Origin of the sequence: Streptomyces sp. NPDC059994 (genome assembly GCF_042737755.1) — a bacterium.
Lineage (GTDB): Bacteria > Actinomycetota > Actinomycetes > Streptomycetales > Streptomycetaceae > Streptomyces.
The window spans coordinates 1-14984 of the sequence record NZ_JBHWUR010000008.1 but is presented as its reverse complement, the minus strand read 5'-3'; the positions used below and the strand labels follow the sequence as shown (position 1 = coordinate 14984).

The 14984-nt window shown below is 69.7% G+C and carries 12 protein-coding genes and 2 tRNA genes; 11 read left to right on the top strand and 3 right to left on the bottom strand.

Going from position 1 to position 14984, the window contains the following annotated elements; all coding sequences use genetic code 11:
- The first annotated feature begins 343 nt into the window (after positions 1-343).
- The 8 genes from dnaN to ACFWA7_RS06930 all read left to right on the top strand — a co-directional run bounded on the left by dnaN (position 344) and on the right by ACFWA7_RS06930 (position 10196).
- A complete protein-coding gene (gene dnaN, locus ACFWA7_RS06965) occupies positions 344-1474 on the top strand; it encodes a DNA polymerase III subunit beta (protein ID WP_385536125.1) in 1131 nt (376 codons plus the stop codon).
- Between the two features lie 121 nt (positions 1475-1595).
- Positions 1596-2474 (top strand): phosphogluconate dehydrogenase (NAD(+)-dependent, decarboxylating), encoded by an 879-nt coding sequence (gene gnd / locus ACFWA7_RS06960; protein WP_067162137.1) that lies wholly within the window; start codon positions 1596-1598, stop codon positions 2472-2474.
- 43 nt (positions 2475-2517) lie between these two features.
- Positions 2518-3639, top strand: coding sequence for a DNA replication/repair protein RecF (recF, locus tag ACFWA7_RS06955; RefSeq protein WP_385536123.1), 1122 nt, complete (start codon positions 2518-2520; stop codon positions 3637-3639).
- The gene (locus ACFWA7_RS06950) at positions 3636-4187 is read left to right on the top strand and encodes a DUF721 domain-containing protein (protein ID WP_385821485.1); all 552 of its coding nucleotides are present in this window, start codon (positions 3636-3638) and stop codon (positions 4185-4187) included. The genes recF and ACFWA7_RS06950 overlap by 4 nt, the downstream gene beginning before the upstream one ends.
- A gap of 428 nt (positions 4188-4615) precedes the next feature.
- Positions 4616-6679, top strand: a complete 2064-nt coding sequence (gene gyrB / locus ACFWA7_RS06945) for a DNA topoisomerase (ATP-hydrolyzing) subunit B (protein ID WP_385536119.1) — start codon at positions 4616-4618, stop codon at positions 6677-6679.
- Positions 6680-6723: 44 nt separating this feature from the next.
- Positions 6724-9336 (top strand): DNA gyrase subunit A, encoded by a 2613-nt coding sequence (gene gyrA / locus ACFWA7_RS06940; protein ID WP_385821483.1) that lies wholly within the window; start codon positions 6724-6726, stop codon positions 9334-9336.
- Positions 9337-9423: 87 nt separating this feature from the next.
- Complete coding sequence (locus ACFWA7_RS06935; RefSeq protein ID WP_385536115.1) at positions 9424-10011, top strand: DUF3566 domain-containing protein; 588 nt, start codon at positions 9424-9426, stop codon at positions 10009-10011.
- A 111-nt stretch (positions 10012-10122) separates the two neighbouring features.
- Positions 10123-10196 (top strand) — tRNA-Ile (locus tag ACFWA7_RS06930).
- A 200-nt stretch (positions 10197-10396) separates the two neighbouring features.
- Here the strand turns inward: ACFWA7_RS06930 and ACFWA7_RS06925 are convergent.
- On the bottom strand, positions 10397-10786 hold the full coding sequence (locus ACFWA7_RS06925) for a DUF6344 domain-containing protein (RefSeq protein WP_385821481.1): 390 nt from the start codon (positions 10784-10786) through the stop codon (positions 10397-10399).
- A gap of 209 nt (positions 10787-10995) precedes the next feature.
- On the opposite strand from ACFWA7_RS06925, the gene ACFWA7_RS06920 reads away from it, so the two are divergent.
- A complete protein-coding gene (locus ACFWA7_RS06920) occupies positions 10996-11130 on the top strand; it encodes a DLW-39 family protein (protein ID WP_003958712.1) in 135 nt (44 codons plus the stop codon).
- Positions 11131-11273: 143 nt separating this feature from the next.
- Positions 11274-12587 carry a hypothetical protein gene (locus ACFWA7_RS06915; RefSeq protein WP_385821479.1) on the top strand — a complete coding sequence of 438 codons (1314 nt, stop codon included), beginning with the start codon at positions 11274-11276 and terminating at the stop codon, positions 12585-12587.
- Positions 12588-12609: 22 nt separating this feature from the next.
- Here ACFWA7_RS06915 and ACFWA7_RS06910 read toward each other — a convergent pair whose 3' ends face one another.
- Positions 12610-13983 (bottom strand): protein kinase, encoded by a 1374-nt coding sequence (locus ACFWA7_RS06910; RefSeq protein ID WP_385821477.1) that lies wholly within the window; start codon positions 13981-13983, stop codon positions 12610-12612.
- 24 nt (positions 13984-14007) lie between these two features.
- Positions 14008-14556 carry a helix-turn-helix domain-containing protein gene (locus ACFWA7_RS06905; RefSeq protein WP_385821475.1) on the bottom strand — a complete coding sequence of 183 codons (549 nt, stop codon included), beginning with the start codon at positions 14554-14556 and terminating at the stop codon, positions 14008-14010.
- A 151-nt stretch (positions 14557-14707) separates the two neighbouring features.
- Between ACFWA7_RS06905 and ACFWA7_RS06900 the strand changes: the two genes are divergently transcribed.
- Positions 14708-14780: transfer RNA gene (locus tag ACFWA7_RS06900), tRNA-Ala, on the top strand.
- Positions 14781-14984 lie beyond the last annotated feature (204 nt).

The following is a 14984-nucleotide window of genomic DNA, read 5'->3' as shown; positions in this document are numbered from 1 at the left end:
CTGTGCATCGGGTGTGCAGAACTTTCGGGTGTCCACAGAACCGGTGAGTTGTCCACCGGCTCCACCCACAGGCGCGGTGGATAAAAAAATGGGTCTGACCTGGGAAAACAGGGTTATCCACCGTTTCCACAGGCCCTACTACTACTGCCACTTAGAGTTAGCTCGAAATCCGCTTCGAAGTGGGGCCTGTGCACAACTTGAGCCCGGCGGCTCCCTGGCCTCTCGCCACGACTTGACCCCGACTCGCACCGAGTGTCAGCGGCGTACGTCAGACTGGTCCCCGGCGATACAGCCGACGACGAAAGCCAGCAGGGCGAGCCAGCAACAGCAGGAGGCGGTTCCGGTGAAGATCCGGGTGGAGCGCGATGTTCTCGCGGAGGCGGTGGCGTGGGTGGCCCGCAGCCTCCCGGCCCGTCCGCCCGCGCCGGTGCTCGCGGGCCTTCTTCTGAAGGCGGAGAACGGCGCCCTCAGCTTCTCCAGCTTCGACTACGAGGTCTCGGCGCGGGTCTCGGTCGACGCCGAGGTCGACGAGGACGGCACGGTGCTCGTCTCCGGCCGCCTGCTCGCCGACATCTGCCGCGCCCTGCCCAACCGCCCGGTGGAGATTTCCACAGACGGTGTACGGGCGACGGTGGTCTGCGGCTCCTCCCGCTTCACCCTCCACACCCTGCCTGTGGAGGAGTACCCGGCGCTGCCGCAGATGCCGACCGCGACCGGCACCGTTCCCGGTGAGGTCTTCGCCTCCGCCGCCGCCCAGGTCGCCATCGCCGCCGGGCGCGACGACACCCTGCCGGTGCTGACCGGCGTCCGGATCGAGATCGAGGGCGACACGGTCACCCTGGCCTCGACCGACCGCTACCGCTTCGCGGTCCGCGAGTTCCTGTGGAAGCCGGAGAACCCGGACGCCTCCGCGGTCGCCCTGGTGCCCGCCAAGACGCTCCTGGACACCGCCAAGGCCCTGACCAGCGGTGACACGGTCACGCTTGCGCTGTCGGGCTCGGGCGCCGGCGAGGGCCTCATTGGCTTCGAGGGCGCCGGCCGGCGCACCACCACCCGGCTGCTCGAAGGCGACCTGCCGAAGTACCGGACGCTGTTCCCCACCGAGTTCAACTCGGTCGCGGTGATCGAGACCGGGCCCTTCGTCGAGGCCGTCAAGCGCGTCTCCCTGGTCGCCGAGCGCAACACGCCGGTCCGCCTCAGCTTCGAGCAGGGCGTGCTCATCCTGGAGGCCGGTTCCAGCGACGACGCACAGGCTGTGGAAAGGGTCGACGCCAACCTGGAGGGCGACGACATCTCGATCGCCTTCAACCCGACCTTCCTGCTCGACGGCCTGAGCGCCATCGACTCGCCGGTAGCCCAGCTCTCCTTCACCACCTCGACCAAGCCGGCGCTGCTGAGCGGCAAGCCCGCGCTCGACGCCGAGGCGGACGACGCGTACAAGTACCTGATCATGCCGGTGCGTCTCTCCGGCTGATCCACCCGGCTGACCTGCGCGGGGCACGTTCGTCTGAGCGGCCGACCCCACAGGTGTGTGCCCGTGTCCGGGCGTAGTCTCGGACACGGGTACGAACGCCACAACGTCAAAGGATCATGTGATGGAGCTCGGTCTCGTCGGCCTCGGCAAGATGGGCGGCAACATGCGCGAGCGGATTCGCCGCGCAGGCCACACCGTCATCGGTTACGACCGCAACCCGGACGTCGCCGATGTCCACAGCCTCGAAGAGCTTGTGGGCAAGCTCAAGGGTCCGCGCGTGGTCTGGGTGATGGTCCCGGCCGGTGCCGCGACCCAGTCGACCATCGACGAGCTGGCCGAGCTGCTCTCCCCCGGCGACGTGGTCGTCGACGGCGGCAACTCGCGCTGGACCGACGACGAGAAGCACGCCGTCGAGCTGGGCCTCAAGGGCATCGGCTTCGTCGACTGCGGTGTCTCCGGCGGCGTCTGGGGCCTGGAGAACGGCTACGCGCTGATGTACGGCGGCGACGCCGAGAACGTGGCGAAGGTCCAGCCGGTCTTCGACGCGCTCAAGCCCGAGGGCGAGTTCGGCTCGGTCCACGCGGGCAAGGTCGGCGCCGGCCACTTCGCCAAGATGGTCCACAACGGCATCGAGTACGCGATGATGCAGGCGTACGCCGAGGGCTGGGAGCTCCTGGAGAAGGTCGACTCCGTCACCGACGTCCGCGAGGTCTTCCGCAGCTGGCAGGAGGGCACGGTCATCCGTTCCTGGCTGCTGGACCTGGCGGTCAACGCCCTTGACGAGGACGAGCACCTCGACCAGCTGCGTGGCTTCGCCGCGGACTCCGGCGAGGGCCGGTGGACCGTGGAGGCGGCCATCGACAACGCCGTGCCGCTGCCCGCGATCACCGCGTCGCTGTTCGCCCGGTTCGCGTCCCGGCAGGACGACTCCCCGCAGATGAAGATGATCGCGGCGCTGCGCAACCAGTTCGGCGGCCACGCGGTCGAGTCCAAGAAGTAATCCACAGGCTGTTGGCAGGGCCGGGGGAGGTCGGCGCACCACCATGCACGTCACGCATCTCTCGCTGGCCGACTTCCGCTCGTACGCCCGGGTCGAGGTTCCGCTCGACCCGGGCGTCACCGCTTTCATGGGCGCCAACGGCCAGGGCAAGACCAATCTCGTCGAGGCGGTCGGCTATCTGGCGACCCTCGGCAGCCACCGGGTCTCCTCGGACGCGCCACTGGTGCGCATGGGCGCCGAGCGGGCGGTCATCCGTGCGGCCGTGACCCAGGGCGAGCGCTCCCAGCTGATCGAGCTGGAGCTGAATCCGGGCCGTGCGAACCGGGCCCGTATCAATCGGTCCTCGCAGGTCAGACCGCGTGACGTGCTGGGGATAGTGCGGACCGTGCTCTTCGCGCCGGAGGATCTGGCGTTGGTCAAGGGCGACCCCGGCGAGCGCCGAAGGTTCCTGGACGAGCTGGTCACCGCGCGCTCTCCGCGCATGGCGGCCGTCCGCTCCGACTACGACCGCGTTCTCAAGCAGCGCAACACCCTGCTGAAGTCGGCCGCGATGGCCCGGCGCCACGGCGGCCGTGGCATGGACCTGTCGACGCTCGACGTGTGGGACCAGCATCTGGCGCAGGTCGGCGCGGAGCTGCTCGCCCAGCGGCTCGACCTGATCGCGACGCTCCAGCCGCTCGCCGACAAGGCGTACGAGCAGCTGGCGCCCGGCGGCGGTCCGGTGGCGCTGGAGTACCGCGCGTCGGCGCAGGGCGGGGCCGCCACCCGTGAGGACCTGTACGGACAGCTGATGGCCGCGCTCGCCGAGGTACGCAAGCAGGAGATCGAGCGGGGCGTGACGCTGGTCGGGCCGCACCGCGACGACCTGCTGCTCAAGCTCGGCCAGCTCCCGGCCAAGGGGTACGCCAGCCACGGCGAGTCCTGGTCGTACGCACTGGCGCTGCGGCTCGCCTCGTACGACCTGCTGCGGGCCGAGGGCAACGAGCCGGTCCTGGTCCTGGACGACGTCTTCGCGGAGCTGGACGCCAGGCGCCGTGAACGACTGGCGGAGCTGGTGGCTCCGGGCGAGCAGGTGCTGGTGACGGCGGCCGTGGACGACGATGTGCCGGGTGTCCTCGCGGGGGCGCGGTACGAGGTCGCCGCGGGAGAGGTGGCGCGGGTATGAGCGAGCACTCCGGTAACGAGACGCCGGTACCCAAGGTTCCCGAGTCCTCCGGCGTCGACCTCGCGCGCGTGGCGCTGCGCGCCGCCAAGGAGCGGGCCAAGGCGCGGGGCGCCGCCGCGCAGCAGAAGAAGCAGGCCCGCCGGGGCGGCGGCCTGCGCTCGGGCGCACGGGCGGACGGGCGCGACCCGCAGCCGCTGGGCGCCGCGATCAACCGGCTGATCACCGAGCGCGGCTGGGAGACCCCGGCCGCGGTGGGCGGAGTGATGGGCCGCTGGCCGGAGATCGTCGGCGACGACCTGGCCAAGCACTGCGTTCCGCTGCGCTACGACGAGGAACCCGACGAGCGCGTCCTCACGGTGCAGTGCGACTCCACGGCGTGGGCGACGCAGCTGCGCCTGCTCGCGCCCCAGCTGGTGGCCCGGCTGAACGCGGACCTGGGGCACGGCACGGTCCGGATGATCAAGGTTCTGGGGCCGGGCGGCCCGCCCACGCGGTACGGGCGCCTGCGGGCCCCGGGGAGCACGGGGCCGGGCGACACGTACGGGTGAGGCAGGGCGCCCCCCGTACGCTCCGCCCCGTACGCTCCGCCCCCCGACGAACCGGCCCCGCACCCGAATAACCCGCCACGTTCCCGCTGTTGGCGGACCTCGCGCGGCAGGAAACCGGGCGGTACGGGTGAGGCGTCCCTCACGGTAGCCGGAGGTTGACAGGCCGAAGCGCTGAATGCCGGTGTGAGGCTCCTAGGGCCCCTATCTGGATATGGGGAGTCGGTAGCCGCCCGCTCAGGGCGGCACATGCGGACTCAGGTACCGGCAAACCCCCATTCATGTCGGCGCTACCGGTAGACTGGTCAATAATCCCGCCCTCCTCGCGGGACCCACCGAATGACGCGGTCGGACGCGCTGCCCCTCCCGGGCGTCGCCCGACGCTGACCATCGCTGAACGATGCAGCCGCTCCTGTCTGCCCAGGACGGCTGTGCTGTGCCAGAAAGGGCGCTTCGTGGCCGATTCCGGCAACCCCAACGAGAACACCCCGTCCGCTGCCGCTGGTGGGAACGGCGAGGTCACCGCCTCGTACGACGCCAGCGCCATCACCGTCCTCGAAGGTCTGGACGCGGTCCGTAAGCGACCCGGCATGTACATCGGCTCGACCGGTGAGCGTGGCCTGCATCACTTGGTGCAAGAGGTCGTCGACAACTCGGTCGACGAGGCCCTCGCCGGTCACGCGGACACGATCGACGTCACGATCCTCGCCGACGGCGGCGTGCGCGTGGTCGACAACGGCCGTGGCATCCCCGTGGACATGCACCCCGTGGAGAAGAAGCCGGCCGTCGAGGTCGTACTGACCGTGCTGCACGCGGGCGGCAAGTTCGGCGGCGGTGGCTACGCCGTCTCCGGTGGTTTGCACGGTGTCGGCGTCTCCGTCGTCAACGCCCTCTCGACCAAGCTCGCGGTCGACATCAAGCGCGACGGCTACCGCTGGACGCAGGACTACAAGCTCGGTGTCCCCACCGCGCCCCTGGCCAGGCACGAGCCGGTCGAGGACAGCGGCACCACGGTGACGTTCTGGGCCGACCCGGACGTCTTCGAGTCCACCGAGTACTCCTTCGAGACGCTCGCGCGGCGCTTCCAGGAGATGGCTTTCCTCAACAAGGGCCTGACGATCAAGCTGACGGACGAGCGGGAGTCGGCGAAGGCCGTCTCCGGGGCGGACTCGGCCGAGGAGTCGGAGGTCGAGCAGGCGCTCACGGTCTCGTACCACTACGAGGGCGGCATCGTCGACTTCGTGAAGTACCTCAACTCGCGCAAGGGCGAGCTGATCCACCCGACCGTGATCGACGTGGAGGCCGAGGACAAGGAGCGCATGCTCTCGGCCGAGATCGCGATGCAGTGGAACTCTCAGTACAGCGAGGGCGTTTACTCCTTTGCGAACACCATCCACACGCACGAGGGGGGTACGCATGAGGAGGGATTCCGCGCCGCGCTCACGGGCCTGGTCAACCGGTACGCCCGTGACAAGAAGCTGCTGCGCGAGAAGGACGACAACTTCTCCGGCGAGGATATTCGCGAGGGTCTGACGGCGATCATCTCCGTCAAGCTGGGCGAGCCGCAGTTCGAGGGCCAGACCAAGACCAAGCTGGGAAACACCGAGGCGAAGACGTTCGTCCAGAAGGTGGTGCACGAGCACCTGACCGACTGGTTCGACCGGAACCCCAACGAGGCCGCGGACATCATCCGCAAGGCCATCCAGGCGCAGACGGCACGTGTCGCCGCCCGCAAGGCGCGCGACCTGACCCGCCGCAAGGGTCTGCTCGAAAGCGCCTCTCTCCCCGGCAAGCTCTCCGACTGCCAGTCCAACGACCCGACGAAGTGCGAGATCTTCATCGTCGAGGGTGACTCCGCCGGTGGTTCGGCGAAGTCCGGCCGGAACCCGATGTACCAGGCCATCCTGCCCATCCGCGGCAAGATCCTGAACGTCGAGAAGGCCCGCATCGACAAGATCCTGCAGAACACCGAGGTCCAGGCGCTGATCTCGGCCTTCGGCACCGGAGTCCACGAGGACTTCGACATCGAGAAGCTCCGCTATCACAAGATCATCCTGATGGCGGACGCCGACGTCGACGGCCAGCACATCAACACCCTGCTGCTGACCTTCCTCTTCCGCTTCATGCGGCCGCTGGTCGAGGCCGGGCACGTGTACCTGTCGCGCCCGCCGCTCTACAAGATCAAGTGGGGCCGGGACGACTTCGAGTACGCGTACTCGGACCGCGAGCGCGACGCGCTCGTGGAACTCGGCAAGCAGTCGGGCAAGCGGATCCGCGAGGACTCGATCCAGCGCTTCAAGGGCCTCGGCGAGATGAACGCCGAGGAGCTGCGCATCACCACGATGGACGTCGAGCACCGCGTCCTGGGCCAGGTCACCCTGGACGACGCGGCCCAGGCCGACGACCTGTTCTCGGTGCTGATGGGCGAGGACGTCGAGGCGCGGCGCTCGTTCATCCAGCGCAACGCCAAGGACGTCCGCTTCCTCGACATCTGAGTCGGTCTGTCGCTGACCGCTTCGAAAGGACTTGAGAACCAGCAATGGCCGACGAGAACACTCCCGCGACCACTGAACCCACCGAGGAAGACCCTGTAATGCGCATCGAGCCCGTCGGGCTTGAGACGGAGATGCAGCGTTCCTACCTCGACTACGCGATGTCCGTCATCGTGTCGCGCGCGCTGCCGGACGTACGGGACGGCCTGAAGCCCGTCCACCGCCGAGTGCTGTACGCGATGTACGACGGCGGCTACCGGCCCGAGAAGGGCTTCTACAAGTGCGCCCGCGTCGTCGGCGACGTCATGGGCACCTACCACCCGCACGGCGACTCCTCGATCTACGACGCGCTCGTCCGCCTCGCCCAGCCCTGGTCGATGCGGATGCCGCTGGTCGACTCCAACGGCAACTTCGGTTCCCCGGGCAACGACCCGGCCGCCGCCATGCGGTACACCGAGTGCAAGATGATCCCGCTGTCCATGGAGATGGTCCGGGACATCGACGAGGAGACCGTCGACTTCCAGGACAACTACGACGGCCGCAACCAGGAGCCGACGGTCCTGCCGGCGCGTTTCCCGAACCTGCTGGTCAACGGCTCCGCCGGTATCGCCGTCGGTATGGCCACCAACATCCCGCCGCACAACCTGCGCGAGGTCGCGGACGGCGCCCAGTGGTTCCTGGCTCACCCGGAGGCCTCGCACGAGGAGCTCCTGGACGCGCTGATCGAGCGCATCAAGGGCCCCGACTTCCCGACCGGCGCCCTGGTGGTCGGCCGTAAGGGCATCGAGGAGGCGTACCGCACCGGGCGCGGCTCCATCACCATGCGCGCGGTGGTCGCGGTCGAGGAGATCCAGAACCGCCAGTGCCTGGTGGTCACGGAACTTCCGTACCAGACCAACCCCGACAACCTCGCGCAGAAGATCGCCGACCTGGTGAAGGACGGCAAGGTCGGCGGCATCGCCGACGTCCGGGACGAGACCAGCTCCCGTACCGGCCAGCGCCTGGTCATCGTGCTCAAGCGGGACGCGGTCGCCAAGGTCGTCCTGAACAACCTGTACAAGCACACCGACCTCCAGACGAACTTCGGCGCCAACATGCTGGCGCTCGTCGACGGTGTGCCCCGCACGCTCTCGGTGGACGCGTTCATCCGTCACTGGGTGACGCACCAGATCGAGGTCATCGTCCGGCGCACCAGGTTCCGGCTGCGCAAGGCGGAGGAGCGGGCCCACATCCTGCGCGGTCTGCTCAAGGCGCTCGACGCGATCGACGAGGTCATCGCGCTGATCCGGCGCAGCGACACCGTCGACATCGCGCGCGAGGGCCTGATGGGCCTGCTCTCCATCGACGAGATCCAGGCCAACGCGATCCTGGAGATGCAGCTCCGCCGGCTCGCCGCCCTGGAGCGCCAGAAGATCGTCGCCGAGCACGACGAGCTCCAGGCGAAGATCAACGAGTACAACGCGATCCTCGCCTCGCCCGAGCGCCAGCGCCAGATCATCAGCGAGGAGCTGGCCGCGATCGTCGAGAAGTTCGGCGACGACCGGCGCTCCAAGCTGGTGCCCTTCGACGGTGACATGTCCATCGAGGACCTGATCGCCGAAGAGGACATCGTCGTCACCATCACCAACGGTGGCTACGTCAAGCGCACCAAGACCGAGGACTACCGCTCGCAGAAGCGCGGCGGCAAGGGCGTGCGGGGCACCAAGCTGAAGCAGGACGACATCGTCGACCACTTCTTCGTCTCCACCACCCACCACTGGCTGCTGTTCTTCACCAACAAGGGCCGCGTCTACCGGGCCAAGGCGTACGAACTGCCGGACGCCGGCCGGGACGCGCGCGGCCAGCACGTGGCGAACCTGCTGGCCTTCCAGCCGGACGAGAAGATCGCCCAGATCCTCGCGATCCGCGACTACGAGGCCGCGCCTTATCTGATCCTGGCCACCAAGGGCGGCCTGGTGAAGAAGACCTCGCTGAAGGACTACGACTCGCCCCGTTCGGGTGGCGTCATCGCGATCAATCTGCGGGAGACCGCGGACGGCAGCGACGACGAACTGATCGGCGCCGAGCTGGTGTCGGCGGACGACGATCTGCTGCTCATCAGCAAGAAGGCGCAGTCCATCCGCTTCACGGCGACGGACGACGCCCTGCGCCCGATGGGCCGCGCCACCTCGGGCGTCAAGGGGATGAGTTTCCGCGAGGGCGACGAGCTGCTCTCGATGAATGTCGTCCGGACCGGTACTTTCGTGTTCACCGCCACCGACGGCGGGTACGCGAAGCGGACCCCCGTCGACGAGTACCGCGTCCAGGGTCGCGGTGGCCTCGGTATCAAGGCCGCCAAGATCGTCGAGGACCGGGGCTCGCTGGTCGGCGCGCTGGTGGTCGAGGAGACGGACGAAATCCTCGCCATCACGCTCGGCGGTGGTGTGATTCGTACGCGAGTCAACGAGGTCAGGGAGACGGGCCGTGACACCATGGGCGTCCAACTGATCAACCTGGGCAAGCGCGATGCCGTCGTCGGCATCGCTCGTAACGCCGAGGCCGGTCGCGAGGCTGAAGAGGTCGACGGTCCCGAAGGGACCGAGATCGACGCGGCCGAAGGCGAGTCTGCCGAGGGCGCAGTCGAGGGCAAGGAGCCTTCGGCCGGGGAGCACGAGGAGTAAAGCGTGAGTGGATCCACGGGCGCCGGATCGGCCGCTTCCGGAGCGAACGGTGCCCGTGGCCCTGCCGCGGACTCCCAGGGGGTAACGGTGACCGACACCCGCGGGCCTGAGGCCCGGTCCGACTACGCCGCCGGGGCGCTCCCCGGCGAGCGCGAGAAGCCCGCGTCGGGCCCCGCGCAGCCGTACCACCCGCCGCAGGCCTACCCGCCGTCCCAGAACGGGACCCAGGGCGGCCAGCAGCGCGGCGCCGGCTCGTCGTCCGCCGCCATCCGCCGCCCCCGCACAGGGGCGCGTACGACACCGCGTACGCGCAAGGCACGGCTGCGGGTGGCGAAGGCCGACCCGTGGTCGGTGATGAAGGTCAGCTTCCTGCTCTCCATCGCGCTGGGCGTGTGCACGGTGGTGGCGGCGGCGGTGCTGTGGATGGTCATGGACGCCATGGGCGTCTTCTCGTCGGTGGGCGGGACCATCAGCGAGGCCACCGGCTCCAACGAGTCCAACGGCTTCGACCTGCAGTCCTTCCTGTCGCTGCCGCGTGTGCTGATCTTCACTTCGGTGATCGCGGTCATCGACGTGGTGCTGGCCACCGCGCTGGCGACGCTCGGCGCGTTCATCTACAACCTCTCGGCCGGTTTCGTGGGCGGCGTCGAGCTCACGCTGGCCGAGGACGAGTAAGCGCGGGTTGCCGCAGTTCAAACGGGGGGCGGCCATCGATTTTGGGACTGGCCCCCACGTGCGCTAATCTTCAGAGGTCAGCGCGCGGGGGGACACCCCGCAGAGCGCGGCGGGGCTATAGCTCAGTTGGTTAGAGCGCATCCCTGATAAGGATGAGGCCACAGGTTCAAATCCTGTTAGCCCCACAGTGCAGAAGGTCCCCGGACAAGAGTCCGGGGACCTTTTCGTTGTGCCATGGGCGTCGGTTCCCGGGCGTCCCGCGGGCCGGGGTCCCGATGCGTGTCCTGCTGCGTACGTACTACGTACGTACGCACATGAAGAAGCCCGGCAACTCGGGGGAGTTGCCGGGCTCGTGCTCGCAAGCTCGGGCAGGAGCTGGGAGGGGTCAGGAGGACGGGGTGGGATCCCCGTCGTCCAAGGCGGGTGTTTCGGCGGTGTCGTCGGGCGTGGAGCTTTGTGCCCCGTCGCCGCCCTCGTTGTCGCCGCCCTCGTTCTCGTCGTGGGCTCCGGGCAGGTGCCGGGTCGAGGGTGTGGAGCCGTGGGCCTCGGCGCGGATTCGCTGCTTCATCGTGGGCGGCAGAGCCGAGGCACTGGGCAGGGCCCACCGCACGTTCGGCGTCTCGGGGGCCAGGTTTTCGCCCCGGTGGTGCGCGGCGCCCTGTTGCGGTACGGAAGCGGCGGCGGTGGCCTGGCCGGCCAGGCCGAGGAAGGCGAGGAGGGTGACGAGCGCGCCGATGAGTGCGGTCCACCACGTCGTGAGCTTGCTGGTTGCCATGACTTCCTCGCTTCTGTGCCGTTTCGGGTTGCCCGATTTGCGTTGTATCTCATGATGTGTACGAGCGGCGGCGGCGAGGGCGCGACGCACCGGTATGGGCGGATCTTCCGATGAACTGCACTCGGATGGACCATCACCGATTGATATCGATCGGTGTGTATAGTCGGGCGACAGAGGTCCCTTACGTCAAGGAAAGACGAGGTCGCGCGGTGAAGAAGCTCCTCCTGGTCGCACTGGCCGCCATCGGCGGGCTCCTCGTGTACCGCCAGATCCAGGCGGATCGCGCCGAGCAGGACCTGTGGACGGAGGCGACCGACTCCGTGCCCGCAGGTTCGGGTGTGTGAGCCCCACAGAGTCCAGTTGCAGAGCCCCGGCCGCCGACGCGGCCGGGGCTCTGTGCTGTCATGTGCCCGGGGCAGTCGTCCCCACGGGTTCACCTGCGCAAATCAATGGCTTGCAGAAGCGAAATTGAAGGGGGCGCGGCGGCATGACGAACCAGCGTGGGAAGGGCCGGGCCGCAGCCGCCGTGGCCGCGTTGTGCACGCTGGCGGCCTTCCAGGGCCAGGGGGCGGAAGCCGCGAACGGGCAGCAGCCGCACCGCCCGTACCGCGCTGACGGCCCCTACCGCTACGAACCTCACGCCCAGCCCGTCACCGGAGCCGCGACCGGCCAGGGCGCGCCGCAGCTGGCGCCGGGAGCGGTGTACCGGTCGGCAGTCGGGCCCGGCGCGAAGGCCTACTTCCAGGTCGACCTGGGCGGCACCGGAGACGCCTATGTGTCGGCCGTGGCCGTACCGAAGGCCGACACCAAGGTCGCCTTCGGCGACGGCATCGAGCTCACGCTCCAGGACCGCGACGGCAACACCTGCGACACCGGCCGCGCGGTCTTCGGCCCGCCCGAGTACCCGAGGCCGATCGCCGCGTACGTCTCACGGGGCCTGACCCGCAACCGGACGTCCTGTCAGGCGGCGGGCCGGTACTCCGTGTTGGTCCAGCGCATCGGGGACGCCGCCTCCGCGCCCGGGGAGTGGGGGCTGGAGCTGCGGCACACGAGGGAGCCGAGGCTCACGGCCGACGCCCCGACGAACGCGCCCACGCACTGGGCGACCGCCACGCCGCCCGCGCCCTCCTCGGCCGCGCACACGGTCCACGGCGGTACGGGCTTCGCCGACGCGCCCCGGCTGAGCGGCGGCGCCTGGCGCGACACGCTGCGGCCGGGCGCCACGCTCTTCTACCGCGTCCCGGTCGGCTGGGGACAGCAGATGTCCGCCACCGCCGAACTGGGCCGCGCCGGCGGAAGCGGATACGTGGCCCAGGCCATCGACCTCCAGCTCTACAACCCGGCGCTCGGCCCGGTCGCGGACGTGTACACGGGGTACGACGGGAAGCCCGCGTCCGTCGCCTTCCAGCCGCTCGCGCCGGTGGCGTACGAGAACCGCTACTCCACCTCCGGCCCGGTCGGCGCGCTGCGCTTCGGGGGCGACCACTACCTGGCGGTCAGCCTCAGCCCCCAGGTCGCCCGGACGCTCGGCCCGGGGACGTACCCGGTCACGCTGCGGTTGGGCGTGCGGGGCGAGGCGAAGCCGGGGCCCGCGTACGAAGGGGCCGCGCCCGACTTCGCGGCCACCGGCCGGGCCACCGCCCACGCCCCGGCCGCGGCCCCGCCCGGGCACGACGGCGGCTCGACGAGGATGCGGCTGCTCGCGGCGGCCGGGATCGGGACGGGCACGCTGCTGGTGCTGTGGCTCGGGGTGCGGACGCTGGTCGCCCGACGGCGGGCGCAGCCGGTCAGGCCCGGCTGAGAGCAGGGCCCAGAAGCCACGTTCACACCTGGCTGAGCGCCCAGAAGCCGACGGCGAAGCAGAGCAGGGCGAGGAGCAGCACCGGGACCGTCACCTTCGGGGGCGGTCCCGGTCGCTTGTGCCGGGCGGCGGCGGGCGCCGGGGTGGTCGGGCCGGGGAGCGGGCTGCGGACGGGCCCGTGAACCGGTGGCGCGCTCGGCCCGTGAACCGGTGGCGCGCTCGGCCCGGAAACCGGTGGCGCGGGAGTGGGAACCCGCGCGCTCTGGCCGGTGTACCTCTTGGTGACAGGGGTGGGTGTGTAGGAGGGCGGATAGGGGGGCGGGACCGGATGGAAGCCGTCGGCCGTGGGCGGGGTGGGCAACTGGTGTGCAAGGGGAGGCTGTTGGCGTTCCTGGCCCTGGGCATGGCTTTGGGCATGGCTCTGGGTATGGCTCTGGGTATGGTCATGGCCCGGCTCCTGGGAGAGGTGAGCCGATTGCTGTGGCGTCCCGGACGTCCGCGGGTGCCGCAGGAGCGGCGGGAGCTCGCGTGGCACGAACCCTTCGGGAAGCGGGCCGATCTGGTCGAACACCTCGACCGGTTCCTCCTCGGGCCCGGCATCCGGCAGCAGCTCGACGGCCGAGGCCAGCGCCTTGCGCGCGCCCGTGGCCGTCCGGAACCGGACGTGCGGGTCCGGCTGCAGCAGGCCCGCCAGGACCTGCCACAGCGGCTCCGGGACGCCTTGTGGCGCCCCCGGCGTGCCGTGGGTGGTGAAGTACTCCACCAGGGCCCGGGCGTCCGGCTTCTGCCCCTCCAGCAGATACAGCGCGACCAGGCCGACCGCGAACAGGTCGGACGGGAAGTCCGGTTCCGCGCCCATGATCTGCTCGGGCGCGAAGTACCCCGGCGTCCCCATCACATAGTTCGTCTCGGTGAGCCGTGGCTCGCCCTTGCGCATCGCGATGCCGAAGTCGGACAGCCGCAGATGCGGCCGCCCGGTGCCGGTGGCTTCGAGGAGGATGTTGGCCGGCTTGATGTCGCGGTGGACGACCCCCTCGGCGTGCACCGCGGCGAGCCCGGCGAGCAGCTGGTCGAGCAGGACGCAGACGAACCGGGGCGGCAGCGGCCCGTAGTCGCCGATCAGATGGGCCAGCGAGCCGCCGGTCACCAGGTCCATGGTGAACAGGACCTTGTCGTCGTCGGCGGCCCAGCTCGCCGGGGCCAGCACATGAGGGTGGTCGATCCTCAGGGCCTGCTCGCGGACGAAGCGCAGCAGGGTGTGCGCGTCGCTCTGCTGGAGGACCTTCGCCGCCACGCAGCGGCGGCGGCGGTGGTCCCAGGCGCGCCAGACGGCGCCTACGCCACCACGGCCGATCGGGTCGATGAGTTCGTACCGACCGGCGAAGACCTCACCCACCCGACATCCCCGCCCCCATGGCCGTCAGCTCTGGTGCGCCTCGTAGTGGGCGACCGCCTCCGCGGTGCGTCCGGCGCCGTACACCCGGAGGAACTCTGCCAGCTCGGGGTGGGCCGGGGCGAGGGTGTCGGCGGCGTCGATGATGTCCCCGGCGGCGGCGACCGAGCGGAGCAGCGACTGGATCTCGCGCACCACGCGGCGCACGGTCGGAGCGCCCGAACTCGTCGCGGTCTGGCCGGTGTTGGTGAGGACGGAGCCGCCCTGGGACTTCTTGATCTCGTCCATCCGGTCGGTGGCCTCGGCGGCGCTGACGCTGCCGTCGGCGACCTGGCCCGCCAGGTCCTGGAGGGCCTGGACGCGCTGGACGACGGCCGGGTTCCCGATCTTGGCGCGCTGACCGCTCATCAGCTGGGACAGCATGGGGGCCGACAGGCCGAGGACGGCGGCGAGCCTGGCCTGGTTCAGGCCGAGATCGTCTATCAGCCGGCGGAAGAGCGCCCCCAGCGGCTCTCCGTACCAGCTCCGCTGAAGCTCCCTCGCTCTTGCGGTCGCTTCTTGCTGCGTTGCGTCCATTGCGCGTCTCCCCATCGCTTCCCCATTGAGGCGCTTCGCTGTCGCGAACCCCGACGAGCATCTTACGGAGAGTGGTCGTCCACCGGGAGTCCCAATCCTTTTGCGGGATACCCGGTTCCACCCGGTACTCTGGTCTGCGCATCACCTTTCCGGGGCCTTAGCTCAGTTGGTAGAGCGCTGTCTTTGCATGGCAGATGTCAGGGGTTCGACTCCCCTAGGCTCCACATCCAGGACCGGTCAGACGCCCTTCGGGGCGGCTGGCCGGTCCTTGTTTTTCGGTGACCTGAGTCACGCGGCAGGCTTCGCAGCCGTTGCAGTTGTTTGCGCAAATGATCGGCCTGTGTGCGGGCGTCGACGGCGCCCCACCCGTGGCCGACGCGGCGCGAGGGCGGTCCGTGCCGCCGTCGGAGCCTCGTGTGAGCTGCTGC

Bases quoted from the DNA above. Each gene is read 5' to 3' on its own strand.
- gnd (WP_067162137.1), top strand. From the start codon at position 1,596: ATGGAGCTCGGTCTCGTCGGCCTCGGCAAGATGGGCGGCAACATGCGC.
- recF (WP_385536123.1), top strand. From the start codon at position 2,518: ATGCACGTCACGCATCTCTCGCTGGCCGACTTCCGCTCGTACGCCCGG.
- ACFWA7_RS06950 (WP_385821485.1), top strand. From the start codon at position 3,636: ATGAGCGAGCACTCCGGTAACGAGACGCCGGTACCCAAGGTTCCCGAG.
- gyrA (WP_385821483.1), top strand. From the start codon at position 6,724: ATGGCCGACGAGAACACTCCCGCGACCACTGAACCCACCGAGGAAGAC.
- ACFWA7_RS06925 (WP_385821481.1), bottom strand. From the start codon at position 10,786: ATGGCAACCAGCAAGCTCACGACGTGGTGGACCGCACTCATCGGCGCG.
- ACFWA7_RS06915 (WP_385821479.1), top strand. From the start codon at position 11,274: ATGACGAACCAGCGTGGGAAGGGCCGGGCCGCAGCCGCCGTGGCCGCG.
- ACFWA7_RS06905 (WP_385821475.1), bottom strand. From the start codon at position 14,556: ATGGACGCAACGCAGCAAGAAGCGACCGCAAGAGCGAGGGAGCTTCAG.